The sequence below is a fragment of the Faecalibacillus sp. TM498 genome, from assembly GCF_020589955.1.
Lineage (GTDB): Bacteria > Bacillota_I > Bacilli_A > Erysipelotrichales > Coprobacillaceae > Faecalibacillus > Faecalibacillus intestinalis.
In genome coordinates this window covers 1-25,429 of sequence record NZ_JAJDKB010000001.1, presented here as the reverse complement: position 1 = coordinate 25,429, position 25,429 = coordinate 1, and the positions used below count along the sequence as shown (strand labels likewise).

The window sequence follows — 25,429 nt, the reverse complement described above, 5'->3', positions numbered from 1 at the left end:
GTGTATTAAAATTATTTTGATGTAATTGAAGAAAAAATATGCTACCATGCTAGTAACAATCCGAATATATAAAAGAGAATAAGGAGAATTACTTAGCTGATGAGAAACAGCACAAAATCATAATTAAGGCCTATGATATGTTCTTTGAGTATAGAGAATAGCAAAAAAATGGAGGGAAAATAATGGAATTTTTGGATAGTGAAATGATGAAACGCTTTATGCGTAGTGCGCCGGTTAATATATTTTTTAAGGATACGGAATGTAGATATTGTTTTGCTTCAGAAATCTGTAACCTGGTTTCTGTTGGGGAAAATGGAAGTATCGTAGGAAAAACAGATCTGGAAATTCAGAAGTTTCCAGAAATGGGAAAAATGTATTATGAGGATGATAAAAAAATACTGGCTACTGGGAAAGGCAGCCAGTATATCAGTGAATTTCCGATGGAAAATGGAGAATCACTATATTTTGAGATAAAAAAGAGTGCAGTACGGGATGAAAACGGTAATATCATTGGAATCGTAGGAATTGTTGATAATGTTTCCGAACGTGTTCGTTTGGAGAAGAAGGTGGAAGAGCTTTCCATGATAGATGGACTGACAGGTGTGTATAATCGTAACTATCTGAAGTACAGAGTAGAGGAAAAGAAAAAGAAGCTGATTTTTCCGTTTACAGTGATTATATCCGATTGTAATTATTTGAAAAAGGTAAATGATCAATATGGTCATGAATATGGTGATATTCTGCTTAAAATCGTAGCAGGTACCTTGAAGGAAGAAATACCTGAAGGTTCTTCGGTTATTCGAATGGGTGGAGATGAATTCATGATTTTGGGTAATGGAATTCCAGAAGAAAAAGCCTCCGAGCTGATGACAAATATTCAAGAAAGTCTGAAACAAAAAAGCAAAGAAAAGATCCCGTTAAGTCTGGCGATGGGCAGCTATACTGTACAGGACAAAGATTTTTGCTTTGACGAAATATGCCACAAAGCCGACATGCGGATGTATGAAGATAAAAAGAGGACAAAAGCTGATGAAGGAGTAGAAATCATAGAATAACTGCAACGGTTTATGAAAAATCGGAAGTTGCAGGAGGAAAGTTTAAGAATATGATGATTGTTTTTTTCAGTTATGTTTTTACTGATATTGGTGATGATTCTAGTTATATTTATAAGTGGAACAAGAACTTGGAATAAAAATAATAATTTTTCCTCTGTTTAAAGGTGGAAGCCAGAGTGGCTGCCAAGCGACAGAGTACGAGCCAGGTTGAGGAGACATCTCAGCGGTCCACGGGTATCATAGTACCACCAGTATGTCTTATTACGTTATTTTTGAGGTGGAAAGTGGTGTTTGGATGGAGTTTTCTGTATATGGAAAAAAGTATGGGATGCTGGCAGAAGGAGATGAAAGAAAGCTGATCTTTCAGGACAGTCGTTATCTGAGATTCGAGAGGACAATTTATAATAAGAAGTAGAACCTCCAGTTTGTAGAATTCAAAAATATAATATGAAATGTGAGATAGAGCGTATGGAAATAAACAAGACGTTCTATTTTTTTGCCTTTTTGAAAAAAGTGATTAAAAACTATTGGCATTTTGTTACTGGAGTTTGAAAACTATCACAATCAGATAAATCAAAGCAAGTTGAAACTCAAGTGTGCTCGTGATTTCATTGAAAGTCTATTAGGTGTTAGGTTTAAAAAATAGTTTTATAAAAATAGGGAGATGTGTTTTGGAACAGGAGATAAGAGCTATCCTTGATAGATAAGGACAATGCGAAGAAATGGGTTGCTAAAGGGGGATTATCCGAACTTATAACATTTAACGATAACTTTTCAATCGTTAAATAATGTAGTAGATACGATTGACCATACGTACTTATCATATGTAAAAAGGGTAGACGTACTTGCAGTTATGTCGTTCCACATTGAAAATATTTTAAGATTTGAGAAATCCTAGCGATTTCTTTTTCTTATATTAAGTTATAACAAATAACTATTTGTCATATTATAAAGAGTGTTTTACAATAAAAACAGGAGGAAAAAGGAAATGAAAGTATTATTAGTTAATGGAGGACCACATCCTAAAGGATGTACAAATCGTGCTTTAGAAGAAGTAGAAAAAGCATTAAAAGAAGAAGGAATAGAAACGCTTATTTATCATATTCCAAATGTTCCTTTACAAGATTGTATTGCTTGTGGATCATGCGCTAAAACAGGTAAATGTGTTTTTGATGATTGTGTCAATGAATTTGCCTCAATGGCAAAAGATGCTGATGGCTTTATCTTTGGAACACCTGTCTATTATGCGCATCCAACAGGTAAAATTCAAAGCTTTATGGATCGTGTTTTTTATAGTGCTAAATCTGCATTTGTTCATAAACCAGCAGCTGTGATTTCTTCATCAAGAAGAGCAGGGAGTGTCACGAGTATGGATGTTTTAAACAAGCATTTAAGTATTTCTGAAATGCCTATTGTCACATCAAACTATTGGAATGAAGTGCATGGACATACACCAAGTGATGTTGAACAAGATAGAGAGGGATTAGATACAATGTATGCTTTAGGTAAAAATATGGCTTGGATGTTAAAATGTATTGAAGCTGGTAAAAAAGCAGGAATTGAAGTTCCTCAAAATAAAAAGAGAACGACAAACTTTATTCGTTAAAATGAAAACACTGTATGTTTCTGATTTAGACGGTACGCTTTTAAATAGTCAACAACAAACATCAACTTATACTAATCAAACAATTGAAAAACTTGTTGATCAAGGAATGTTGTTTTCTTATGCAACCGCAAGATCTTATTATTCAGCCAAACCAGCAACTAAAGGCTTAAGTGCAAAAATTCCTTTGATTCTTTATAATGGCGCCTTTATTATTGATAATCAAAGCCAAGAAATTTTAGTATCTAATTTCTTTTTAAAAGAAGAAGTCAATGATTTAGCTCATTATTTTAATCAAAAAGGCTTTTATCCTATTGTTTATGCTTTTATAAATGAACAAGAAAAATTTAGTTACATTTCTAGTAAATCAACGAAACAACAACTAGATTTTATAAGTACACGTAATGATAAAAGAAAAAATCCAGTTGAAAATAATCTCTTTCAAGGCGATGTTTTCTATGTTTCATGTATTGCTTCCAAAAAACAACTAGAAAGTTTTTATCATGATTTAAAAGATCGATATCAATGTTTATTTTCTAAAGATATTTATAGTCAAGATTGGTGGCTTGAAATCTTACCTAAAAAAGCAACCAAGGCGCATGCTATTTTACAATTAAAAGATTATTTAAAATGTGAGAAGGTTGTTGTGTTTGGCGATGGTTTAAATGATTTATCGATGTTTGAAATAGCGGATGAAAGCTATGCGGTAGAAAATGCCTGTAAAGAGCTTAAAGAAAAAGCAACAGGTGTTATTGGTCGTCACGACCAAGATGCGGTAGCACGTTGGTTAGAAGAAAATTATAAGGATTAATATGAAAGATTTATATTATATTTTAATGTACAATAATTTAGGTAATGTTAAAGAATGTAAAACACTTATTAAACATGGTTTGATCCAAGTGAATGGTGTTGTTGAAACCAATTGTAAAAGAAAGATCCAAGAAGAGGATGTTCTTATTTATCAGGGAAAAATGTTAAAGAGTCAACCATTTCATTATCTTATGTTCAATAAACCACAAGGTTATCTTTGTGCCAATAAAGATGAAAAGGAAAAATGTGTTGTTGATTTAATTGATTATCCAGATTGTTTTTGTTTAGGAAGATTAGATCGTGATACGACAGGACTTTTGATTCTTACTAATGATAAAAGTTTAAAGAAATTATTGTTACCACAAAATCATGTAGAGAAGACCTATCTTGTTGAAACAAAAGAAAGACTTAATAAGGAAGATCAAGAAGCTTTTAAAAGGGGAATCATCATTGATCAGAAGATTCAATGTTTACCAGCAAAACTTGAAATTATAGATGATTATCACGGATATGTGACAATAGAAGAAGGAAAATATCATCAAATCAAAAAGATGTTTTTATCATTGAAGAATGAAGTTGTTTCTTTAAAAAGAATTTCATTTGATGAAATTCTTTTGGATGAAAACTTATCAGAAGGTATGTCACGTCCTTTAAATAAAGAAGAAAGAAATAAGCTCATAAAAAAAGCGGCTCAATGTTGAGTCGCTTAAACTTTTTCTGTCGTTAAAATAACAATAACAGCACCGACGATCGATAAGATGACACCAGCAAGTAAAACATGTCCAACACCTAAAGCATCAAGCATAATTCCACCTGCGAAGTTTGCAAATACTCCTGATAAAGTCATTGAAGTTGTAACAAGCGATTGTCCTTTAACACGATCGGCAACAGCAATTTTTTCATTAACATAATAAACAGAGGCTGGAACAAATAAAGCATAGGCAAACATTTGACATACTTGGGCAAGATAAATCATAATCATGTTTGTCGCAAAATATGTAAGTGCATGTTTTACACAGAACATTAAAATTGAAAATTTAATAAGTGTTCCACAATTAATTTTTTCAGACATCTTTGTAAAGAAAGCCATTGTTGGAAGTTCCAACATTGCTGCAACGAAAACAGCATTTCCCATATCAGCACTTGTTCCACCGATATTTGTAATAATTTGAATAAAGAAGTTATTGATAATTGTATGCGCAAAATAGACAAGTACAAAACCAACTAAAAATAAAATAAATTTTTTATATTTCATACAGAACTTACCAAAAGAAAGTTGTTCTGTTTCTTCTTGTTTTGTATCTTCTTTGACTACTTCTTTTTCATAACCTTTTGGTAAAACAAACATTTTAACAACAACAAATAATAAAGCTGTAAAAATAATATAGAATAGAGGTAAAATACCCGGTGAAAAACTTTCGACAACATGTCCTAAAACAAGAGAAGCGATTGCATAAGCTACAGAACCTAATCCACGAGCAAGACCATAGTTGATTTCAATACCATGTTGTTCAAAAACAAAGGCAAGAGAATTCATTAGGGGCATGATTGATGACATGATTGAAAAAATAGTAACTACTAAAAATAAAACAAATAAAGCACTTCCTGGAATTAAATAAAGAATTGCGGATAAAGCAATGACTAATAAAACAATTGGTGCAATGATATTTCGCATTTCAATATTTTTATGATTGTCTGCAAAAGAAGCAAGCATTGGTTGTAATATAACAGCGATAATACTTGAAAGGGCAAGAGCAATACCAATTTGTGAGTTTGTACATCCTTTATCTAATAAAAAGACAGAAGCATAACCCATCATAGAAGCAAAAGCAGCAAAGTAGAAAATTTGACTACCAGCATACTTCAAGTTTAAACTACGATTTTTTTTCATAAACATTTCCTTCCTTAAATAATAATCATATTGTATGTTTAAATATAAATAACTTATCTATATTCTATCATAAAAAGAATAATTGTAAGTGCTTTTTTATATTATGAAAAAAAGGAGAATATTTTGACTTACTTCGAAAGAAACTTATAATAGAAGTGGTGATAAAAAATGAAAGAAATAATAATTGTAACTGGAGCAAGTTCTGGTATGGGAAAAGAATTTGCTAGACAAATTGAAAAGAAGTATAAAGTTGATGAACTATGGGTGATTGCTAGAAGAAAAGAAAGATTGGAAAGTCTAAAAGAAATGTTAGAAACAAAGGTAAGAGTATTTGCCTTAGATTTAACACAAAAAGAATCATTTGAAATACTTCAAGAGGCTTTATTTAAAGAAAAACCAAGAGTGAAAGTTCTTGTTAATTGTTCAGGCTATGGAAAATTAGATCATTATGAAAATATGTCGTTAGAAACAATTGAAAATATGATGAATTTAAATATGCTGGCAGTTGTCAAAATGGTCAATACTGTTTTACCTTATATGCATAAAGAAAGTCACATTGTTAATTTTGCTTCATGTAGTGGATATATGCCAATTCCTTATTTAAATATTTATGCTGCTTCTAAAGCTTTTGTTCTTAATTATTCAAGGGCATTAAATGAAGAATTGAAGTATCGAGGGATTCATGTATTAGCTATTTGTCCTTATTGGGTTGAAACAGAATTTTTTGATCGTGCAGTTGAAAAAGATAAAAAGCCTGTGGTTATCCGTTATGGAAAAGTATATCAAGCAAAAGATATCATAAAAAAAGCAATTAAAGATATGGAGCGTTCTAAAGATGTTTCACTTTATGGAACGATAAATAAAATACAAATATTAGGGATGAAGGTTTTACCACATCGATTTGTTAAAAAGATTTGGATGGCTTATCAAAATTTAGATGGAACAAGGAAGATAAGATAGATTGTATTTAATTAAAAAAATCTTTAAAATTAGAGAATTTTTTATTAAAGTGTGATAAGATAAAATCAGTGAAATAGAGAGGTATGTATGATGAAAAAATTTATTAGACAAAATATTGATCATCAACCAATTGTTGATAATGTTTTTAAAATCGTAAGTTTAGCAAATGATGCAATTGCTAAAAAAGGAAAAGAAAATATTGTCAATGCGACAATTGGTTCATTATATGATGAAGATGGAAATTTAGTTGCATTAGATACCGTATTTAATACGTATAACAGTTTAGATAATAGAACAAAAGCAAAATATGCTTCTAGTTTTAGTGGAAATCCAAATTTTAGAAAACAAGTTTATAATTGGGTCGTACAAGACACAAAACTTGATTTATGTCATAGTGTTATTGGAACACCTGGAGGTTCAGGAGCCGTAAGTTCAACGATTTTAAACGTGTTAGACGAAGGTCAAACTTTAATTATTCCTCATATTGCATGGGGTAACTATAAATCAATGGCAACGATTGCTAATTGTAAAGTACAAGCCTATCAAATGTTTGATGGAGATGCATTCAATATTACAAGCTTTAAAGAAACTTGTCGTGAAGTAATGGCAAGACAAGGTAAAGTTTTAGCGATTATCAATGACCCATGTCATAACCCAACAGGATATTCTATGACAGTTGAAGAATGGAATCAAGTGATTGATTTTTGTAATGAATTATCAAATGAAGGACCTGTTATTATCTTAGATGATATTGCTTATATTGACTATTCTTATAACTTAGAAAGATCAAGAGATTATATGAATGCATTTAATCGTATGAATGATCAAGTCATGATTGTTGTAGCGTTCTCTTGTTCTAAAACACTTACATCTTATGGTTTAAGATGTGGGGGTGCTGTTATTTTAGCAAGAAATCAAGAAGATGTTCGAGCACTTGAAATCTTAATGGAAAAACATGCAAGAGCTTCTTGGTCAAATATTCCTAATGCAGCAATGGAAAACTTTGTTAAAGTTACAACAGAACATAAAGATGAATTTAACGAAGAAAAAGGGAAATATGTTGATTTATTAAGACAAAGATGTGAAGTCTTTAAAAAAGAAGCAGATGAATGTGGTTTAACTTATTATCCATATAAAGAAGGTTTCTTTGTTACTTTAAAAGTGGAAGATGATGATTTATTAACACGATTCCATGAAGCAATGCTTGCTCAAGATATTTATACAATTAAAGTCAATAAAGGTATTCGTGTTGCTTTATGTTCTTTATCAGTAGAAAAATGCCAAGGACTTGCCTTTAAAATGAAAGAAATTTTAGATAGTTTAAAATAATCGGGGAAACCGGTTATTTTTTATGGAAAGAAGAAAGTATTTATTTAAAGGCAGAGTTCAAGGTGTTGGTTTTCGTTTTCGTTGCTTTTCTATCGCAAATGAATTAAAATTAACGGGGTTTGTAAAAAATGAATATGATGGTTCGGTTTCTATGGAAGTTCAGGGAGAAGGAATGCAAATAGAAAGAATGATTGAAAAGCTCTATCAACAACCATTTATTGAAATAGAACAAATCCATTATCATTTATTAAATATAAAAGAGTATGAAAAATCTTTTGAAATACGATATTAAGGAGGAACTATGAAAACAATTGCTATTGTAGCAACAGGTGGTACAATTGCTGGTACTGGAAAAAAAGGGAAAACTGCAGCATATCATGCAGGAGAAATTGATATTGATTCAATTATTGAAACAATTCCAGAAATCAATGAAGTGGCGCATATTAAAGAATATCAATTAATGAATATTGATAGTAATGAAATGACTCATGAAAAATGGTTGATCTTAAAAAATAATATTGAAGAAATTTTGTCGGATGATACGATTGATGGTGCGGTTGTTACTCATGGAACAGATACTTTAGATGAAACAGCTTATTTTTTAACTTTAACATTAAATACACCAAAACCTGTTGTTTTAACAGGAGCAATGCGTCCAGCAACAGCAACGAGTGCAGATGGTCCATTTAATCTTTATCAAGCTATTTGTTTAGCTTGTCATGGAGAATCTTATAACCGTGGGGTTCTTGCTTTATTTTCTAATACAATTTATTCAGGAAGAGATATTGAAAAAGTTAATAATTTTAAAATTGATGCCTTTGATCAAAGATCTCTTGGATGTTTAGGATATATGCAAGATCAAGAAGTCTATTTCTATACACAAACAAGTAAGATTCATACGATAAAATCACGTTTTAACAAACGTATTGATTCTATTAAAAGTGTAGCGATTGCTTTTTATTACAGTGGTGCGGATGCTAAAATCTTATATGATCTTGCAAGTGATCATGAAGGGATTGTTATTGCAGGGTCAGGAAGTGGAAATTATAGCCAAGCTTGGTTAAAAGCAATCGAAGAACTTTCTGAAAATGGTACAATTTTTGTACGTTCTTCACGTATTTCACAAGGAATTGTTTTTGATGATGAAATCTTTGATCCGCATCATTTATGTATTTCATCAAATACCTTATCGCCACAAAAAGCGAGAGTTTTATTAATGCTTGCTTTAACACAAACACATGATCGTGATGAAATAAGAGAAATCTTTTTACAATATTAGAAGGAGAAATCCTTCTTTTTTTAAACATGTATGAAAAGAAGATAGATTTATGGTACACTCTACTTGCAATAGAAATCTATTAATTGGGCTGGTCGTAAGACCCGGGTCCCTCAATTTGCGGGTAAGACACCCGTTTTTTTTTAGGAAAGAATAAATTTTGAGAGGTTTAAGTACAAAAATAATTTCAATGAAAAATATAAGAAGGAGAAAGAGTATGAAATTATATTATCCTGTCATTTTCTTAAAAGAAGATGATGGAAGATATTTGGTTTCATTTTCTGATGTTCCAGAAGCAATAACATGTGGGAATGATTTTGAAAATATTGATATAAAAGAAACTGTTGTAAAGATTGAATTGAATTTAACTGGATTAGATGACAAAAAACTAATTTTATAATTATAAAAAAGAGTAATGAATCAGTAAAACTGAATCATTACTCTTTTACGTATACAGCAAAGTTTTTATCCTCACAATAAAAATCACCGTAACCATCTTCATTAATAAGCACTCTTTGATAACCATTAAAGACATTGACATAATAACAATGACGATCTTCTTTACCAACATACATTGATTTTATACCACCAGTTGAATTCGTCATAATAATTGCCATTGCTTTTGTTTGGGTACGCCTAATCCAACCAATTAAATGAGGATGATTGAAATAATCTTCTTGATTTCCTTCGTTATATTGTTTTCTTAAAGAAAGGAGCTGTTGAAGCATTTCTTTTTTTGAAGAAATATTTTCATAATCAATACCTTCTAAATCACCATAGAAAACACAAGGATACCCTGCTTTTCTTAAAAGAGTTAAACAATAAGCATGTCCTTTAAACCAATCAGGAATGAAAGAAGCTAATGATTGACTTGGTTCCGTATCATGATTATCGACAAAAGTAACTGCATTTGAAGGATACATGGAAACAAGCGTTTGATCAAAAATATGAGAAAAATCATAATTTTCATTATGACTTGCATCGTAAAAATGATAGTGAAGAGGAACATCAAATAAAGACATTTCAAAATTGACTTCTTTTAAATACTTTTCTAAATGATACACATCTCCGTGCCAATACTCACCAACCGTAAATAATTCTTTATTAAAATCGTGATATATTTTTGGCAAGAGGTTTTTATAAAAAGAAGCGGGAATATGTTTAACAGCATCGAGACGTAAGCCATTGATTTTAGTTAAATTTATATACCAATAAAGCCATGAGGTAACTTCTTGAACGGTTTCTTCATTTCCAAAATCTAAATCCGCTCCCATTAAATAATCATAATTGCCATTTTCATCATCGACTTCTTGATCCCAACTTTTTTGATCAAAAAGGAAAATGGTATTACGATGGGTCTTTTCATCATAATCAATCCCATCAAAATGATACCAATGCCAAATAAAATCAGAATATTTTTTATTTCTACCAGGAAAAGTAAAAAGAGTATAGACTTTAATTTGTTCATCACCAGAAATGATTTCATTAGTATTTTGACGATTGACTTCTTTTGCATTAACAATTTCAGTACCGTCAGCGCCCATTTTATGATTTAAGACAATATCTCCATAAACATCAATTCCTGCTTTTTGAAAAGCTTGAATACACGCTAAATAATCCACTTTTGTTCCATATTTTGTTTCAATACTTCCTTTTTGATTAAATTCTCCCAAATCATAAAGATCATAAACACCATAACCATTATCATTGATGCCACCAACGCCTTTATAAGCAGGTGGTAACCAAATAGCTGAAAAACCCATTTCTTTATAAGATTTTACTTTTTCTTGAAGTTGTTTCCAAAGTTTTTCTTCAGGTTTTATATACCAATGAAACCCTTGTAATAAAACACCATTTTCCATTTTTTTCACCTCATTGAAACTATTATACATCATTTTATTTCATTTTCCTAAAAGATGCGGTAAAATAAAGAAAATTAGGGGGATTATATATATGTATGAATTAATATCAAACTTAATTCTTTATGGGAATTTACCAGAGGATGAAATTTTAGTACAACTTGCTAAGTTGTTATCAGATGATGAAAAATCAAATCATGAACTTCGTCAAGAAATTTACGGCCAAATAAAAAGATTATTAGAACTTGCAACTCAATATGGATTTAATGATAATTTATGGCATAATTATTTAACTTATTTATTAATGACAAATGAAAATCCATTTAGTATGACTTGTGAAAAACAAGGAGCAAGAGAAGGAACTGTTAATCATTTTGCTTTAAATGATTTTAAAGTATTTTATGATCTTTTCCATTATGATTTTAGGAGTATTGAAAAAGAATTAAATATTGATTGTTTTTCAACACTTGCTGATTATAAAGCTTTATCTAAACCAGAATTTATGTACAATAAGAATGTTTCTTTAAAAGTCCAAGAACTTTCTAAAAAATTAGAAGAAACAAAGAATGAACAAGAATTCTTTGATGTTGTAACGCAATTCTACAAAGATTATGGAGTAGGTATGTTTGGTTTAAATAAAGCCTTTAGAATTGCGACAAGTCATGAAAACTATGTAGAATTAAAACCAATTAATAATATGGATGAAGTTGTTTTAGATGATTTAGTTGGTTATGAAATTCAAAAGAAAAAGTTATTAGATAATACTGTAGCTTTTGTTGAAGGAAGAAAAGCAAATAATGTTTTACTTTATGGGGATAGTGGAACAGGTAAATCAACAAGTATTAAAGCAATCGTAAATGAATTTTATGATCAAGGTTTAAGAATGATTGAAATCTATAAACATCAGTTTAAAGATTTATCAAATATTATTGCGATGATTAAAAATAGAAATTATCGTTTCATTATCTATATGGATGATTTATCATTTGAAGAATTTGAAATTGAATATAAATTCTTAAAAGCAGTAATTGAAGGCGGGGTTGAAACAAAACCTGAAAATATTCTTATTTATGCAACAAGTAATAGAAGACATCTTATTAAAGAAAACTGGTCTGATCGTAATGATGTTGTTCAAGAAAATGGAATGCATCAATCAGATACCATGGAAGAAAAACTTTCATTAGTTAATCGTTTTGGAGTTAAAATCAATTATTCTAAACCAATGAAAAAAGAATTTAATCATATTGTTTTAGAATTAGCGCATAAAAATAATATAGAAATGGATGAAAAAGAACTTTTATTAGAAGCCAATAAATGGGAATTATCTCATGGTGGAACTTCAGGAAGAACTGCTCAACAATTTATCAATTATATTTTAGGATTGGAGAGATAAAAATGGATGCAATCGAAGCACTTACAACAAGAAGAAGTTGTCGTAGTTTTAAACAAGAACAAATTAAAAATGAAGAATTACAAATGATTTTAGCTTGTGGTTTAAATGCCCCTAGTGGTAAAAATAAACAATCAAGTAAAATTGTGGTTGTTCAAAATCAAGAAGAAATCAAAGAACTTTCAAAACTTAATGCGATTATTTTTGGAAAAGATGTTGATCCTTTTTATGGGGCACCAACAGTATGTTTTATCTTTGTCCCAAAAGATGAAAGTAATGGTATAAAAGATGGTTCATTAGTGATTGGTGCTATGCAAACAGGAGCTTATGCTTTAAATATAGGTTCTTGTTGGATCAATCGTTGTAAAGAAATGTTTGAGTTAGAAAAGGGACAACAATATCTTCAAAAATGGCATTTAGAAGATTATGTTGGTGTTGGTTGTTGTATTTTAGGATATGTTGAAAAAGCTTTACCTGAAAAGAAAATTTTAGAAAATCGTATTATTCAAGGATAGGAGAATGAATATGGATAACAAAACTTATGAATATGTTGAAGATCGTTCAATGACGATACAACAATACATTAACAATATTTTTAAATGGATGATTATAGGTGTTTTAACAACTTTTGTGACGGCTTTTGCTTTAGAAAAATCATCATTTATGTCTTATGCAGGAATGCTTCCTTTCATTTTAATTATTTTTCAATTTGCGGTTGTTATTGGTTTATCAAGACGTTTAATGACAATGAAACCAATTACGGCAAAAGTTCTTTATATGATCTATTCAGTCATTACTGGTGTGACATTTTCTTATGTTATTGCAAGCTATACTTCCTTTAGTGTTGCACTGGCTTTTTTAGTAGCAGCTATTTACTTTGGTGTGCTTGTTGTACTAGGAACAGTGATTAAAATGGATCTAACAAGAATTGGAACAATCTGTCTAGCAGGATTATTTGTTTATATTATCTTTTCAGTTATTGTGATGATTTTTCATTTAGGTGTGGGAACACTTATTATGCCACTTATTTCACTTGCATTATTTGCAGGAATTACGGCATATGATATGCAAAAATCATTACAACTTTATAATTATGCTTCATCTAATCCAGAAATGTTAGAAAAATTAAGTATTTATGGAGCATTTAATCTTTATTTAGACTTTGTTAATATCTTCTTAGATATTCTTCAATTATTAGGAGATAATAAATAACTAAAAGAGCGAAAGCTCTTTTTTTTAAATGCAAAATCGATTATAATGTCTTTTACACATAGGAGGGAATATGAAAAAACTAATTGGAAGTAAAGGATTTTATAAAATGGTTCTTGCGATTTGTATACCCATTGTTATTCAAAATGGTTTTACAAATCTTGCAAGTTTATTAGATAATATTATGATTGGACAATTAGGAACACTTTCTATGTCAGGAGTTTCTATTACTAATCAATTATTACAAGTATTTAATGTCACGATTTTTGGCGCTATGTCAGGCCCAGGAATCTTTATGGCACAGTTTTATGGAAAGAAAAATAAAGAAGGAGTGGAGAATTGTTTTAGGATCAAATTGATTATAGGAATTATAATTGCACTGCTAGCTATTTTTTTATTCTATACATTTGGACAACAATTGATTTCTTTATATTTAAATGATAATCCGCAAGATAGTTTAAAAACATTAAATTACGGGATGAATTATCTAAAAATTATGCTTGTTGGATTGATTCCTTTTGTGATTACACAAGTTTATTCATCATCACTTAGAGAAACAGGAAATACGATTTTACCAATGATTGCGAGTGTGGTCGCCGTGATTGTCAATTTCTGTATTAATTATATTTTGATCTTTGGACATTTTGGATTTCCACAATTAGGGGTTTCAGGCGCGGCGATTGGAACGGTTGTTTCTCGTGTGATTGAAATGAGTATTAATATTATAGGGGGTTCTCGAAATCTTTATTTAAAAGATGCTATTAAGATGAAGAAAGTTCCTTTTGATACAACTAAAGAAATGTTGAAAAGAGGATTACCTCTTTTATGTAATGAAATCTTATGGTCTATTTCTATTGCTTTGATTTCTCAAAGCTATTCTACAAGAGGACTTGTTGCTGTTGCAGCGATTAATATTACCACAACCGTTACTAATTTCTTTATGATTGTTTGTTATGCTATGGGAAATTCTATTTCAATTGTTGTTGGACAACAACTTGGTGCAGGTGAAATTGAAAGAGCGAAAGATTATGATTTGAAAATGGTGTTTATGAACTTTATCATGTGTTTTACGTTGGCTGTTGTTTTATTTAATGTTTCTATTTATATTCCACAAATTTATAACACATCTGTAGAAGTAAAAAATCTTGCAACATCTTTACTTAAAGTAGCAGCATGTATGCTACCTGTTATTTCTGTTTATTATAGTAGTTATTTTACTATGCGAGCAGGTGGAAAAACGTTTTTAACATTCTTATTTGATAGTGGTTATACATTTGTCTTTACTTTTATGGCTGCTTTATTACTAACAAGGCTAACAAGTCTACCAATTCTTATAATTTATATACTTGTTCAATGTGTTGATATTCCTAAGGCAACACTTGGTCTTATTCTTGTAAGAAAAGGAATATGGGTACATAATATTGTTAATGATTTATAGGGCTATTGTGTATGAATACACAATATGTTATCGTTCTTGTAGAAAGACCATGCTTTAGTTGGACATAAATCGGAGAACCAGAGCCTTAGTTGGATAAACAGAGAAATTTTCTCTGTTTTTTTATTATAAAAGCGAACTTGTTAAGTCCGCTTTAGATTTATCTTTTAACAATACGATAATAGGCTTTAGAAGTCATCAAATAAACAATCGTATAAATAATAATGAGACCTGCAATGCAACTAGTAGTTGAAATAAGATAAACGTTTTCATTACATTCTAGTAATCCTTTTAAAATACGAAGGATTAAAGGATAGGCAAAGGCTAAATGAATGATGGCAACAATCAATGGGACAAAGAAGAAAATCAATACTTGGAATTGAATCGTCTGTTTAACTTCTTTTTGTGACATACCAACATTTTGTAAGATTTCAAATTTATTTTGATCTTCAAATCCTTCAGAAATTTGTTTATTATAAATAATTACGATTGCTGCTACTAAGAACATCATTGATAGAAAAATTCCAATAAATAATAATGAACCATATAATTCATAAATAACATCAATATCTTCATAACTATTTTGTATACTTACATAATAGTTATTTCCTAAGTAATTATAATCTTTATGAATAATAGCAGTAGTTACTTCATCTACAACTTTTTTACTTGCATTAAAACCTATGAAATAACTTTTTGATTTAAGCTTATAGTTATTTAAAGCACTTTGATTGATTACTATTGAGATATTATTTGGAGCAAAACAATTATTTGCTTGAAGTTGACGATTTTTAATTTGTCCTTTTATAGTATAAGGAATATTCTCTAATGAAATGGTAGGGTTATTATAACCTTCATAACTATAAAGATAAGCTTCATTATTATTTAAAGATAAATTTTGATTAAAATAATGATTATAATCCTCCAAAGAAATAAGATTAATAGAAGCTAAATGATTATAGTCATAATCATTTAGATGTACTTTATTTTTCTTTAAACTTCCTGTGTAATTATAATAAGAAAGAGTGTAAAGAGAATCATATTTTTTATTTTTTAATAATCCTTTAACATCTTCATAGACTTGATCTGGATAATCCGAATCAGTTACAGTAATAGTTCCATCCATGTAATATTGTCTTTTGATACTATCTTGAATACCCTTATATAAACAAATTGTTGAAGAAAGTGTCACTAAAACACAAGTACATAAAATACAAATATTAGCAAGACCAACAGCATTTTGTTTCATACGATATAAAAGACCTGAAATAGAAGTAAAGTGTGTTGGTTGATAATAAAAGTTTCTTCTTGATTTTAAGAACTTTAATAAAGCAATACTTCCTGCTGTAAATAAACAATACGTACCAATCATGACTAAAATAACAGCAACAAAGAATAAAACCATAGCTTGCATAGGATCGGTAATGGACAAAGCAATATAATAACCTGCACCTAAAGCAATAATCCCTAAAAGTGTTAAAAAGATTTTTGTTTTAGGTTCTTTTTCACCAATATTCTGTCCTTTTAAAAGTTCAATGGGATTACTTCTAACAACAACAGAAATATTATAAATAAGTGATAAAAAGAAAATAATACTGAAAATAATAATCGTTTTTATAAAAGCATCTATTGAAAAAATAAGAGAAAAATGAATACTTTTATGAATGATTCTTAAAATAATGACAGATGTAATTTGCGAAAGAAGCATTCCAATAACAATACCACTTACAAGAGAAATAAGAGCAATAACGATAATTTCTAATAACATCATAGAACGTACATTTCTTTTTTCCATTCCTAATATATGATAAAGACTGATTTCTTTTTTTCGATTCTTTATCACAAAACTATTGGTATAAAATAAGAAAATCAAAGAGAAGAGGGCAATCACATAGCCTCCTAGGTTTAAAAACATAGTAATTGAATCTTGCCCCTTTAAAGTAGGACTATTTCCTACAGTTTTAATAATGAAATAAAGGGCGATAGAGAAAATAGTAGAAATAAAGTAAGAACTATAAAGCTTTTTATTCTTTTTGATATTTCCTAAAGCCAATTTTAAATAAAATTTCATTTTATTGACCTCCCAAAAGAAGCATTGTTAGAGTATCGCTAATAGCTTGATACATTTCTTGATTAGACATATCTCCTTTATAAAGTTGATGGAAGATTTGTCCGTCTTTAATAAATAAGACACGACTGGCATAACTAGCTGCTTTACTACTATGAGTAACCATTAAAATTGTTTGTCCACTTTGATGAATTTGATCAAAAATAGATAAAAGTTGATCGGTTGATTTTGAATCAAGAGCACCTGTGGGTTCATCGGCTAAAATAATTTTAGGATGGGTAATTAAGGCTCTTGCAACCGCAACTCTTTGTTTTTGACCACCAGATATTTCGTAAGGATATTTTTCTAATAAATGATTAATTCCTAATGATCTTGCAAGTTTTTCTAGTTTTGGTTTCATTAAAGCATAGGGTTCTTTTGATAAAACAAGAGGTAAATAGATATTGTCAGCGACATTAAAAGTATCTAATAAGTTAAAATCTTGAAAAACAAAGCCAAGATTATCTCGTCTAAAAGCTGAAATATGTTTATCAGAGATTTTTGTAAGATCTTTTCCATCTAATAAAACCTCTCCACTTGTTGGTTTATCTAATGAAGCAAGAATATTTAAGAGTGTTGTTTTTCCACTTCCAGATTCACCCATAATGGCGATATATTCTCCTTCTTCAACATCAAAAGAAACATCTTTTAAAGCTTCTACCTTTTGGCTTGAAAAACGCGTTGAATAAATTTTTTGTAAATGTTTAACGTTTAATAATGACATTTTTGTGTCCTCCTTTTTACACACTTATTGTATTCTACTTCTAAAATATGACCTATTGATTTATCTTACAAGTAAGTAAAATAATCTTACATTTTTGTAAGATTATTCAATAAATATTTCTTTTTTACTAAAATCAAGACAAACAGTTGTTCCTTGACCTACTTTTGATTCAATAGAAATCGAATGATCCAATTGATTAAAAATATTTTTACATAAATAAAGACCTAAACCACTGGCTTTTTTATCATTTCTTCCTTGAAAACCTGTAAATCCTTTTTCAAAAACACGTGGCAGATCACTTTCTTTAATACCAATACCACTGTCTTGAATATAAAGCTTTTCACCTTCATTATAAAAAGTAATACTTCCTTCTTTCGTATATTTTAAAGCATTAGAAAGAACTTGTTCAATGACAAAACCACTCCATTTTTCATCTGTTAAGATTTGTAGGTCTTTAATTTGATAATCTACTTTTAAATTTTTTTGAAAGAAAAAGAGTGATTGTTTTTTGATTTCTTGACTAACAAGATGATCTAAAGAAACTTTTTGAAAAGAAAGATCATGGTGAATAGAATCTAAACGTACATATTGTAAAGCCATATTGACATATTGTTCTATTTTTAAAAGTTCTACAAGCATTTTTTTATCTGGGTAATCATTTTGAATGATGAGTTTTAATCCAGCAATAGGAGTTTTGATTTGATGGACCCATTTTGTATAATAATCTATCGTGTTATTGTATTTTTGTTGATTTTCTTGTTTAAGTTGAAATATCTTTTTTTGTAATATTTGAAGCATTTCTTGATACGTTTTTTCTTCAAGATAGCTTTCTTGAGGTAAATTATCAAACAATTCAGGATTGTCTTTTAAATAAATCAAATATTGATGATGTTGTCTGTATTTTCTATAATCAAGTAAAAAATAAAGAAGGATGATAGAAAAATAGAGACTTAACATATAAATAATTAAATCTGAAATCATTTGACATATCATTAAAACAACAAAAGTACATAAGACAAACAACAAATAAAGAAGATAGACGGGATATGTTTTCTTTAAATAGTCTTTAAACATAATAAATAACCTAAGCCTTTCTTAGTATGAATAAAATCATGTAAACCAATATCTTCTAATTTTTTTCTTAAACGATTCATATTAACACTTAAAGTATTATCATCAATAAATTGGTGATCATCCCATAAATGATTCATTAAATCAATACGAGAAACAATCACTTCCGCATGTTCAAATAAATATTCTAAGATTTTTAATTCATTTTTAGTTAGAATAAGTTCCTTTTGTTGGTAAGTAATTTTTCCAGCTAAAATATCTAAATGAACATCTTGATAAGTTAACAAATGAAAATCTTTAGAAAAACTATAAGTTCTTCTAAGAATCGCTTGTAATTTAGCTTGTACAACCTGCAAATCAAAAGGTTTATTAATAAAATCATCACCACCCATATTCATTGCTAAAACAATATTCATATTTTCATTAGCGGAAGAAATAAAAACAATAGGGACTTGTGAGATTTTCCGAATTTCTTGACACCAATAATAACCATCAAAAAAAGGAAGATGGATATCTAATAAAACAAGATCAGGTTGAAACTCTAAAAATTCATCTAAAACATGTTCAAAATCTTCTATATATTGAACATCATAATGATATTTTTCAAAATGTTTTTGTAAGCCTTTTGCGATAATAAAATCATCTTCAACAATTAATAATTTATACATAAAATCACCTTCTTCTAATATTATATAGAAAATCATGCAATTCGTCATCTTACATTTCTGTAAGATATGTTATAATGAAAAGCGATTGGGGGATATAAAAATGATTTTTGAATATGATGAAAATAATTTAGACAAATTTGAAAACTTTAAAGGTGGCGAAAAATACATTGAAGCAAAAATGTATTTTGATGGTTTGAATCGTTTTATGATTGGACATGTTCCAACTGGTGGAAGTGTTGGAGAACATGTTCATGAAACAAACAGTGAGGTGATTTATGTCATCTCTGGTAATGGTTATGTTATTTATGATGGACAAAGAGAAGAACTTCATAAAGGAAGTGTTCATTATTGTCCTAAAGGTCATAAACATACAATGGTCAATGATCATGAAGAAGACCTTGTTTATTTCGCAGTTGTACCTGAACAATAATTCTTGATTATTATCAAGAATTTTAATTTTTGGATGAAAAAATGTATAAAAAAAAGAGGTGAGGACGATGGATTCTTTTTTAAAAGAGATTGATACAGAGCTTTTAAAGAGATGGCTGTTGAATCAAAATGAAGATGATTGGGATGTCAAAGAAGTAAATGATAATATTGTGATTGAAACAAAATATGGTTTAGGATTCATTAATTTTTATCCTGATTGTATTATTGAACTCGATGTTGAAAATAAGATGACTAAAGAAAAAGTCTTCTTTATTCATTTTCAAATGAATAATTTTCATCACGCTTTAGGTTTACTTTATGACATGCGTCTTTGTTTACAAAGGTTGACAACTTCTAAAAAAACAAAAGTACTTCTTTCGTGTACAAGTGGACTTACTACAGGTTTCTTTGCGGAAAAATTAAATGAGGGTGTACAGCTTCTAAATAAAGATTTTGAATTTAATGCTGTTTCTTATGGGAATCTTTATGACATGGCGAAAGATTATGATGTTATTCTACTAGCACCACAGGTATCATTTCGTTTATCTGAAGTAGAAGGAGTCTTAAAAAATAAGCGTGTTTATGCTTTATCACCTGCATTATTTGGAAAATATGATGTGGGAAATACGATTACTTTTTTAGAAGATGAACTTTATAAAGAAAAAGAAGTTCAAAGTCAACAAGAAAATCCTTTACCTATTAAACAAATGTTGAAAGCTCATCAACAAGTTTTAGCACTTGCTTTTATTCAATTAGATCAAAAAGTAAGACTTGTAAGTCGTCTTTATGATGAAAATAATATGATTTTAGAAGATTTTGAAGTCTATAAAAACACTATTTCAGTCGATGATATTGTTGATTTAATTAATACGATTTTATATGGATATCCTGATATAGAACTCATTAGTCTTTCACTACCTGGGGTTGTTTATAATGGGGTAGTAACTTTAAAAAAATATGGCTTGAATGAATGTCATTTACAAGCTTTTCTTGAAGAAAAATATAGTCAAAAGATTGTCATTAATAATGATGTTAATACAATTGTGATGGGATATTTTGCTTCACAAGATGACTATGAATCTGTTTCATTCCTTTATCAAGCACGTATTGGTGGAACGGGAGGAGTAGGACATATTCATCGAGGACATTTAATTAAAGGAAGGCATAATATTGCGGGTGAAATTCAGTATTTACCGATTTCTTTTAGTGAGAATTATCAAGAAATCAAAAAAACTCCAGAAGGAGCTCTTGAATGGACAATGAAGTATTGTTTAGGGATTACTTCGATGGTGGCACCGGATGCAATCATTATTTATAATCGGTTGATTTCTAAAAGTGATGATGTAAAAAAAGAAATGGAAAAATATATGCCAAAGAGTTATATCCCTGATTTGATTAAGATTGAAAGCTTAAAGGAATATATGTTGATTGGATGTATTTTATTAGGGTTAAAAGAAATGTAAGAGGTATCTTTGAAAAAAGATATCTTTTTTATATTTATTTTTGACAACTGTCTTGTCAGGTGTAAACAAAAGGAGTATACTCTCCTCGAGAAAAGGGAGAAGTTATATGGATAATATAGAAAAAATTAAAAAGTTAAAAGAAGAAAAAAATGCGATTATTTTAGCACATTATTATGTAGATGAAGAAGTGCAAAAGATTGCTGATTATATTGGAGATTCATTTTATCTTGCTAAAGTTGCAAGTCAAACAGAAGCTGATCGTATTGTTTTTGCAGGTGTTGAATTTATGGGGGAAAGTGCCAAAATCTTAAATCCAAATAAAAAGGTTTTAATGCCTGATGCTTTTGCGGATTGTCCAATGGCACATATGATTACAATTAAAGAAATTAAAGAGATGAGAGAAAAATATGATGATTTAGCAGTTGTTTGTTATATTAATTCGACAGCTGAAATCAAACAATATGCGGATGTCTGTGTGACATCTTCAAATGCGATAAAAATCGTTAAAGCATTACCACAAAAAAATATTTTCTTTATACCAGATCAAAACTTAGGAGATTTTGTAAGAAGACAAGTCCCTGAAAAAAATGTGATGACAAATTATGGACATTGTCCTCGTCATACCAATATTACTTTGGATAAATTAAATGAAGTGAAACAAAAATATCCAGAGGCTAAAATTGCAGTGCATCCAGAATGTAAAAGAGAAATCGTTGAAGCTGCTGATTTTGTAGGAAGTACTTCTGCCATTATTGATTATGTTGTTCAAACAGAAGCGAAAGATTTTATTATTGGGACAGTAGATGGTGTTTTTGCGAAAATCAAAGAATTAGCACCAAATAAAAATTTACACACTATTATGGATGTACAAGTTTGTCCAAATATGAAAAAAGTGACATTAGAAAAAATCGTTGATGTTTTAGAAAATGATACAAATGAAGTGATTTTAAATGATGACTTTATGCAAAAAGCATTAAGTCCACTTAAAAAAATGTTAGAACTTGCAAAATAGGAGTAGAATATGAAAACAGATGTATTAATAGTAGGAAGTGGATGTTCAGCTCTTTATATGGCTTTACATTTACCAGAAGATTTAAATATTTTAATGGTTACTAAAAAAGAAGCGGAATTAAGTGATTCATTTTTAGCACAAGGTGGAATCTGTATGCTTAGAAATGAAGATGACTATGATAGTTATTTTGAAGATACGATGAAAGCAGGTCATTATGAAAATGATGCTTATTCAGTTGAATTAATGATTAAATCATCACCAGATGTTATTCATGATTTAATTAATTATGGGGTTGATTTTGAAAGAAATGAAGACGGAAGCCTTGCTTTTACAAGAGAAGGGGCTCATAGCCAAAAACGTATTCTTTATCATGAAGATATTACAGGTAAAGAAATTACGAGACATTTATTAGAAAAAGTAAGACAAAAAAAGAATGTGACACTTTTAGAAAATACACCTCTTGTTGATTTAATTGTTCGAGGAAATGTTGCTTTAGGTGGTGTGATTAAAAGAAATAATCAAGAAGAAAAAGTTTACGCTAAAAAAGTTGTTTTAGCGACAGGAGGAATCGGTGGACTTTATAAACATTCTACAAATTATCCTCATTTAACTGGAGACGGCATTGAACTTTCTAAAAAATATCAAATCGAACTTAAAAACTTAGATTATGTACAAATTCATCCAACAACTTTATATACAACAGATCATGAAAGAAGTTTTTTGATTTCTGAATCTGTTCGTGGTGAAGGAGCTATTCTTTTAGATAAAAATGGAAATCGTTTTGTCAATGAACTTCTTCCAAGAGATGTTGTGGCAGAAGCTATTTTTAAACAAATGGAAAAAGATCAAACAGATTATGTTTATGAAGATTTAAGACCAATTGGTAAAGAAGAAATCGAAAGTCATTTTCCTCACATTGTTGAACATTGTAAAGAAAAAGGATATGACGTTTTTGAAGAACCTATTCCTGTTGTACCTGCACAACATTATTTCATGGGTGGTATTAAAGTAGACTATGATAGTCATACCAGTATGAAACATTTATATGCTATTGGAGAAACAGCATGTAATGGTGTTCATGGAAAAAATAGACTTGCAAGTAATTCACTTTTAGAAAGTCTTGTTTTTGCTAAACGTGCTGCCAAACGTATTGAAAAAAGTTTAAAGGAGAGAGCTCATTATATGTTTGATCAAACAACTTTAAAATTAAATGTAGACCCACTTATTATCAGTGCTTTAAAAGAAGATATTACTAGTGAAGATGTTTCTACAAATAGTGTTATGCCTTTTTCTAAAACAGGTGTCGTTGATTTAATTTGTAAAGAAGATGGTATTATTTGTGGATTACAAATATTTGAACGTACTTTTGAATTATTAGATGAAGCGTGTGATGTCGAATTCTTTGCAAGTGATGGCGACCATGTAGAAAAAGGGCAACTTTTAGGACGTGTCAAAGGGGATGTTCGTATTTTATTAAGTGGAGAACGTGTTGCTTTAAATTATTTACAAAGAATGAGTGGAATTGCCACTTATACAGCGAATGTTCAAGAATATTTAAAAGATTCTTCTATTCGTTTATTAGATACTCGTAAGACAACACCAAATAATCGTATTTTTGAAAAATATGCAGTAAGAGTTGGTGGTGGACATAATCATCGATATAATTTAAGTGATGGTGTCTTATTAAAAGATAATCATATTGGTGCTGCTGGTGGAGTCAAAGAAGCCATTATGCTTGCTAAAGAATATGCACCATTTGTTAGAAAAATTGAAATTGAAGTAGAAAATATGGAAATGGTCAAAGAAGCAGTAGAAGCAGGGGCAGACATTATCATGCTAGATAATATGGATGATGATATGTTAAAAGAAGCTATTGCTTATATTGATCATCGTGCTGAAATTGAAGTTTCAGGAAATGTCACAAAAGAAAACATTGCAAGACTTACAAATTTAGGAGTAGATTATGTTTCAAGTGGTGCTCTAACACATTCTGCACCAATATTAGACCTTTCATTGAAGAATTTACATGTGCTATAATATCAATTAAGGAGGGCGAGTTATGGATGGAAATAAAAGAAGACAAGCCATTATTGATATTTTAAAAAACAGTTTACAACCTGTATCAGGAACATATTTAGCGAAAACCCTCCAAGTAAGTCGACAAGTCATTGTTCAAGACATTGCTTTACTTCGTGCTGGTGATTATGATATTTATTCAACACATAAAGGATATGTTTTAAATACACAAAAAGTTTGTAAACGTATTTTTAAGGTACATCATGATGATAATGAAGTAGAAAAAGAACTTTCTTTAATTGTTGACTTAGGTGGTTATGTTGAAGATGTCTTTGTTTATCATAAAGTTTATAATATTGTAAAAGCAACATTAAATATTGCCTCAAGAAGAGATATTAAAAATTATATGACAAATCTACAAACAGGACATTCAAGCTTACTAAAAAATGTCACATCAGGATATCATTATCATACAGTTCATGCAGACAATGAAGAAATTCTCGATGAAATTCAAGAAGAACTTCAAAAAGCTGGATTTCTTGCACAGTTACAAGAATATGAACCTGTTGATTTTTGGAAAGATAAATAAAATAAAAAGCGTCAATAGTTGTGTAGTGCACTGAAATAGTTGGACTATAAAATTTAAGATAGGGATTGTTGTCTATAAGCTAATGGACTCAATCCTTTTCTTTTTACATTGATTCTTTTCTCATTTTGACACTCCCCATGTCTAAAGACAGGGGATTCTTGCTACCTGCCAACATTGTTGGCTGACCAGTTCATTTCTGATAGGTCGCAGTGCAAGATAGGGGTATGCCATTACCCTTCCTAGAGCAGAACCTATAGTTCTCTAGGCAGTATATCTGTTACCAATATACTCAGTTGAGTTGCATATATTTATAGCTCCTAGCAGATCCCTATGCGTATGAAATCCACATCTGCACGTATATTTTCTGTCATTTGCATGATGAACACTTCCACATATTGGACAGATCTGACTTGTATATGCTGGATCTACATACTCAACTTTTATGCCTGCAAGTTTTGCTTTGTATTCTATAAACTGTGCAAGTCTATAGAACGACCATGTATGCAGGCTATGATTGTTTTTTCGACTTGTTC

26 protein-coding genes and 1 pseudogene are annotated in these 25,429 nt (G+C 29.7%); 19 read left to right on the top strand and 8 right to left on the bottom strand.

Annotation, left to right across the window (positions count from 1 at the left end; genetic code table 11):
- Positions 1-182 precede the first annotated feature (182 nt).
- The 5 genes from LJD32_RS00130 to LJD32_RS00110 all read left to right on the top strand — a co-directional run bounded on the left by LJD32_RS00130 (position 183) and on the right by LJD32_RS00110 (position 4,169).
- Positions 183-1,055: a diguanylate cyclase gene (locus LJD32_RS00130; protein ID WP_227391536.1), complete on the top strand. Its 873-nt coding sequence runs from the start codon at positions 183-185 to the stop codon at positions 1,053-1,055.
- Between the two features lie 253 nt (positions 1,056-1,308).
- A complete protein-coding gene (locus tag LJD32_RS15565) occupies positions 1,309-1,470 on the top strand; it encodes a DUF2500 family protein (protein ID WP_412531053.1) in 162 nt (53 codons plus the stop codon).
- Between the two features lie 573 nt (positions 1,471-2,043).
- Positions 2,044-2,661, top strand: a complete 618-nt coding sequence (locus LJD32_RS00120; RefSeq protein WP_032090433.1) for a flavodoxin family protein — start codon at positions 2,044-2,046, stop codon at positions 2,659-2,661.
- A gap of 1 nt (position 2,662) precedes the next feature.
- Positions 2,663-3,469, top strand: coding sequence for an HAD family hydrolase (locus LJD32_RS00115; protein WP_227391537.1), 807 nt, complete (start codon positions 2,663-2,665; stop codon positions 3,467-3,469).
- Position 3,470: 1 nt separating this feature from the next.
- Positions 3,471-4,169 carry a pseudouridine synthase gene (locus LJD32_RS00110; RefSeq protein WP_227391538.1) on the top strand — a complete coding sequence of 233 codons (699 nt, stop codon included), beginning with the start codon at positions 3,471-3,473 and terminating at the stop codon, positions 4,167-4,169.
- Positions 4,170-4,174: 5 nt separating this feature from the next.
- On the opposite strand, the gene LJD32_RS00105 is transcribed toward LJD32_RS00110, so the two are convergent.
- Positions 4,175-5,359 (bottom strand): MFS transporter, encoded by a 1,185-nt coding sequence (locus tag LJD32_RS00105; protein ID WP_117849692.1) that lies wholly within the window; start codon positions 5,357-5,359, stop codon positions 4,175-4,177.
- A gap of 168 nt (positions 5,360-5,527) precedes the next feature.
- Here LJD32_RS00105 and LJD32_RS00100 point away from each other — a divergent pair, with 168 nt between their 5' ends.
- The 5 genes from LJD32_RS00100 (at position 5,528) to LJD32_RS00080 (ending at position 9,324) form a co-directional block, all read left to right on the top strand.
- Positions 5,528-6,319: an SDR family NAD(P)-dependent oxidoreductase gene (locus LJD32_RS00100; protein WP_227391539.1), complete on the top strand. Its 792-nt coding sequence runs from the start codon at positions 5,528-5,530 to the stop codon at positions 6,317-6,319.
- Positions 6,320-6,409: 90 nt separating this feature from the next.
- Positions 6,410-7,648, top strand: coding sequence for an aminotransferase class I/II-fold pyridoxal phosphate-dependent enzyme (locus LJD32_RS00095; protein WP_227403791.1), 1,239 nt, complete (start codon positions 6,410-6,412; stop codon positions 7,646-7,648).
- A 22-nt stretch (positions 7,649-7,670) separates the two neighbouring features.
- A complete protein-coding gene (locus tag LJD32_RS00090) occupies positions 7,671-7,940 on the top strand; it encodes an acylphosphatase (protein WP_032090427.1) in 270 nt (89 codons plus the stop codon).
- A 9-nt stretch (positions 7,941-7,949) separates the two neighbouring features.
- Positions 7,950-8,927 (top strand): asparaginase, encoded by a 978-nt coding sequence (locus LJD32_RS00085; protein WP_227391541.1) that lies wholly within the window; start codon positions 7,950-7,952, stop codon positions 8,925-8,927.
- Positions 8,928-9,141: 214 nt separating this feature from the next.
- Entirely contained in the window at positions 9,142-9,324 is a 183-nt protein-coding gene (locus LJD32_RS00080) for a type II toxin-antitoxin system HicB family antitoxin (protein ID WP_227391542.1), read from the top strand.
- Positions 9,325-9,361: 37 nt separating this feature from the next.
- Here LJD32_RS00080 and LJD32_RS00075 read toward each other — a convergent pair whose 3' ends face one another.
- The gene (locus tag LJD32_RS00075; RefSeq protein ID WP_118469616.1) at positions 9,362-10,786 is read right to left on the bottom strand and encodes an alpha-amylase; all 1,425 of its coding nucleotides are present in this window, start codon (positions 10,784-10,786) and stop codon (positions 9,362-9,364) included.
- A 91-nt stretch (positions 10,787-10,877) separates the two neighbouring features.
- Here LJD32_RS00075 and LJD32_RS00070 point away from each other — a divergent pair, with 91 nt between their 5' ends.
- The 4 genes from LJD32_RS00070 to LJD32_RS00055 all read left to right on the top strand — a co-directional run bounded on the left by LJD32_RS00070 (position 10,878) and on the right by LJD32_RS00055 (position 14,820).
- Positions 10,878-12,176: an ATP-binding protein gene (locus LJD32_RS00070; protein WP_227391543.1), complete on the top strand. Its 1,299-nt coding sequence runs from the start codon at positions 10,878-10,880 to the stop codon at positions 12,174-12,176.
- A 2-nt stretch (positions 12,177-12,178) separates the two neighbouring features.
- Positions 12,179-12,688, top strand: a complete 510-nt coding sequence (locus tag LJD32_RS00065) for a nitroreductase family protein (RefSeq protein ID WP_118469618.1) — start codon at positions 12,179-12,181, stop codon at positions 12,686-12,688.
- 10 nt (positions 12,689-12,698) lie between these two features.
- Positions 12,699-13,385: a Bax inhibitor-1/YccA family protein gene (locus tag LJD32_RS00060; RefSeq protein WP_032090419.1), complete on the top strand. Its 687-nt coding sequence runs from the start codon at positions 12,699-12,701 to the stop codon at positions 13,383-13,385.
- A 70-nt stretch (positions 13,386-13,455) separates the two neighbouring features.
- Positions 13,456-14,820: an MATE family efflux transporter gene (locus LJD32_RS00055; RefSeq protein WP_032090418.1), complete on the top strand. Its 1,365-nt coding sequence runs from the start codon at positions 13,456-13,458 to the stop codon at positions 14,818-14,820.
- Positions 14,821-14,977: 157 nt separating this feature from the next.
- Here LJD32_RS00055 and LJD32_RS00050 read toward each other — a convergent pair whose 3' ends face one another.
- The 4 genes from LJD32_RS00050 to LJD32_RS00035 all read right to left on the bottom strand — a co-directional run bounded on the left by LJD32_RS00050 (position 14,978) and on the right by LJD32_RS00035 (position 19,387).
- Positions 14,978-16,888: an FtsX-like permease family protein gene (locus tag LJD32_RS00050; protein ID WP_227391544.1), complete on the bottom strand. Its 1,911-nt coding sequence runs from the start codon at positions 16,886-16,888 to the stop codon at positions 14,978-14,980.
- Between the two features lies 1 nt (position 16,889).
- On the bottom strand, positions 16,890-17,648 hold the full coding sequence (locus LJD32_RS00045) for an ABC transporter ATP-binding protein (protein WP_227391545.1): 759 nt from the start codon (positions 17,646-17,648) through the stop codon (positions 16,890-16,892).
- A gap of 102 nt (positions 17,649-17,750) precedes the next feature.
- A complete protein-coding gene (locus LJD32_RS00040) occupies positions 17,751-18,722 on the bottom strand; it encodes a sensor histidine kinase (protein WP_175301011.1) in 972 nt (323 codons plus the stop codon).
- The gene (locus LJD32_RS00035) at positions 18,704-19,387 is read right to left on the bottom strand and encodes a response regulator transcription factor (RefSeq protein WP_022002798.1); all 684 of its coding nucleotides are present in this window, start codon (positions 19,385-19,387) and stop codon (positions 18,704-18,706) included. Before LJD32_RS00035 ends, LJD32_RS00040 begins: the two co-directional genes overlap by 19 nt.
- A gap of 100 nt (positions 19,388-19,487) precedes the next feature.
- Between LJD32_RS00035 and LJD32_RS00030 the strand changes: the two genes are divergently transcribed.
- The 5 genes from LJD32_RS00030 to LJD32_RS00010 all read left to right on the top strand — a co-directional run bounded on the left by LJD32_RS00030 (position 19,488) and on the right by LJD32_RS00010 (position 24,896).
- On the top strand, positions 19,488-19,817 hold the full coding sequence (locus LJD32_RS00030; RefSeq protein ID WP_118661383.1) for a cupin domain-containing protein: 330 nt from the start codon (positions 19,488-19,490) through the stop codon (positions 19,815-19,817).
- Between the two features lie 67 nt (positions 19,818-19,884).
- The gene (locus tag LJD32_RS00025) at positions 19,885-21,279 is read left to right on the top strand and encodes an ROK family protein (RefSeq protein ID WP_175301013.1); all 1,395 of its coding nucleotides are present in this window, start codon (positions 19,885-19,887) and stop codon (positions 21,277-21,279) included.
- A 106-nt stretch (positions 21,280-21,385) separates the two neighbouring features.
- Complete coding sequence (gene nadA / locus LJD32_RS00020) at positions 21,386-22,291, top strand: quinolinate synthase NadA (protein ID WP_119363604.1); 906 nt, start codon at positions 21,386-21,388, stop codon at positions 22,289-22,291.
- Positions 22,292-22,300: 9 nt separating this feature from the next.
- Entirely contained in the window at positions 22,301-24,328 is a 2,028-nt protein-coding gene (locus tag LJD32_RS00015; RefSeq protein ID WP_227391546.1) for an L-aspartate oxidase, read from the top strand.
- A 22-nt stretch (positions 24,329-24,350) separates the two neighbouring features.
- On the top strand, positions 24,351-24,896 hold the full coding sequence (locus LJD32_RS00010) for a transcription repressor NadR (protein WP_032090410.1): 546 nt from the start codon (positions 24,351-24,353) through the stop codon (positions 24,894-24,896).
- A 53-nt stretch (positions 24,897-24,949) separates the two neighbouring features.
- On the opposite strand, the pseudogene LJD32_RS15560 reads toward LJD32_RS00010, so the two are convergent.
- Together LJD32_RS15560 and LJD32_RS00005 are read right to left on the bottom strand one after the other, a co-directional pair.
- A pseudogene (locus LJD32_RS15560) lies at positions 24,950-25,018 on the bottom strand (IS3 family transposase); the annotation flags it as partial.
- A 139-nt stretch (positions 25,019-25,157) separates the two neighbouring features.
- Positions 25,158-25,429 (bottom strand): transposase (locus tag LJD32_RS00005; protein ID WP_264472040.1); only part of this gene is annotated, 272 nt, incomplete at its 5' end.

Excerpts from the sequence above, each read along its gene's own strand:
- LJD32_RS00130 (WP_227391536.1), top strand. The coding sequence starts at position 183 with ATGGAATTTTTGGATAGTGAAATGATGAAACGCTTTATGCGTAGTGCG.
- LJD32_RS15565 (WP_412531053.1), top strand. The coding sequence starts at position 1,309 with ATGTCTTATTACGTTATTTTTGAGGTGGAAAGTGGTGTTTGGATGGAG.
- LJD32_RS00120 (WP_032090433.1), top strand. The coding sequence starts at position 2,044 with ATGAAAGTATTATTAGTTAATGGAGGACCACATCCTAAAGGATGTACA.
- LJD32_RS00115 (WP_227391537.1), top strand. The coding sequence starts at position 2,663 with ATGAAAACACTGTATGTTTCTGATTTAGACGGTACGCTTTTAAATAGT.
- LJD32_RS00110 (WP_227391538.1), top strand. The coding sequence starts at position 3,471 with ATGAAAGATTTATATTATATTTTAATGTACAATAATTTAGGTAATGTT.
- LJD32_RS00105 (WP_117849692.1), bottom strand. The coding sequence starts at position 5,359 with ATGAAAAAAAATCGTAGTTTAAACTTGAAGTATGCTGGTAGTCAAATT.
- LJD32_RS00100 (WP_227391539.1), top strand. The coding sequence starts at position 5,528 with ATGAAAGAAATAATAATTGTAACTGGAGCAAGTTCTGGTATGGGAAAA.
- LJD32_RS00095 (WP_227403791.1), top strand. The coding sequence starts at position 6,410 with ATGAAAAAATTTATTAGACAAAATATTGATCATCAACCAATTGTTGAT.
- LJD32_RS00090 (WP_032090427.1), top strand. The coding sequence starts at position 7,671 with ATGGAAAGAAGAAAGTATTTATTTAAAGGCAGAGTTCAAGGTGTTGGT.
- LJD32_RS00085 (WP_227391541.1), top strand. The coding sequence starts at position 7,950 with ATGAAAACAATTGCTATTGTAGCAACAGGTGGTACAATTGCTGGTACT.
- LJD32_RS00080 (WP_227391542.1), top strand. The coding sequence starts at position 9,142 with ATGAAATTATATTATCCTGTCATTTTCTTAAAAGAAGATGATGGAAGA.
- LJD32_RS00075 (WP_118469616.1), bottom strand. The coding sequence starts at position 10,786 with ATGGAAAATGGTGTTTTATTACAAGGGTTTCATTGGTATATAAAACCT.
- LJD32_RS00070 (WP_227391543.1), top strand. The coding sequence starts at position 10,878 with ATGTATGAATTAATATCAAACTTAATTCTTTATGGGAATTTACCAGAG.
- LJD32_RS00065 (WP_118469618.1), top strand. The coding sequence starts at position 12,179 with ATGGATGCAATCGAAGCACTTACAACAAGAAGAAGTTGTCGTAGTTTT.
- LJD32_RS00060 (WP_032090419.1), top strand. The coding sequence starts at position 12,699 with ATGGATAACAAAACTTATGAATATGTTGAAGATCGTTCAATGACGATA.
- LJD32_RS00055 (WP_032090418.1), top strand. The coding sequence starts at position 13,456 with ATGAAAAAACTAATTGGAAGTAAAGGATTTTATAAAATGGTTCTTGCG.
- LJD32_RS00050 (WP_227391544.1), bottom strand. The coding sequence starts at position 16,888 with ATGAAATTTTATTTAAAATTGGCTTTAGGAAATATCAAAAAGAATAAA.
- LJD32_RS00045 (WP_227391545.1), bottom strand. The coding sequence starts at position 17,648 with ATGTCATTATTAAACGTTAAACATTTACAAAAAATTTATTCAACGCGT.
- LJD32_RS00040 (WP_175301011.1), bottom strand. The coding sequence starts at position 18,722 with ATGTTTAAAGACTATTTAAAGAAAACATATCCCGTCTATCTTCTTTAT.
- LJD32_RS00035 (WP_022002798.1), bottom strand. The coding sequence starts at position 19,387 with ATGTATAAATTATTAATTGTTGAAGATGATTTTATTATCGCAAAAGGC.
- LJD32_RS00030 (WP_118661383.1), top strand. The coding sequence starts at position 19,488 with ATGATTTTTGAATATGATGAAAATAATTTAGACAAATTTGAAAACTTT.
- LJD32_RS00025 (WP_175301013.1), top strand. The coding sequence starts at position 19,885 with ATGGATTCTTTTTTAAAAGAGATTGATACAGAGCTTTTAAAGAGATGG.
- nadA (WP_119363604.1), top strand. The coding sequence starts at position 21,386 with ATGGATAATATAGAAAAAATTAAAAAGTTAAAAGAAGAAAAAAATGCG.
- LJD32_RS00015 (WP_227391546.1), top strand. The coding sequence starts at position 22,301 with ATGAAAACAGATGTATTAATAGTAGGAAGTGGATGTTCAGCTCTTTAT.
- LJD32_RS00010 (WP_032090410.1), top strand. The coding sequence starts at position 24,351 with ATGGATGGAAATAAAAGAAGACAAGCCATTATTGATATTTTAAAAAAC.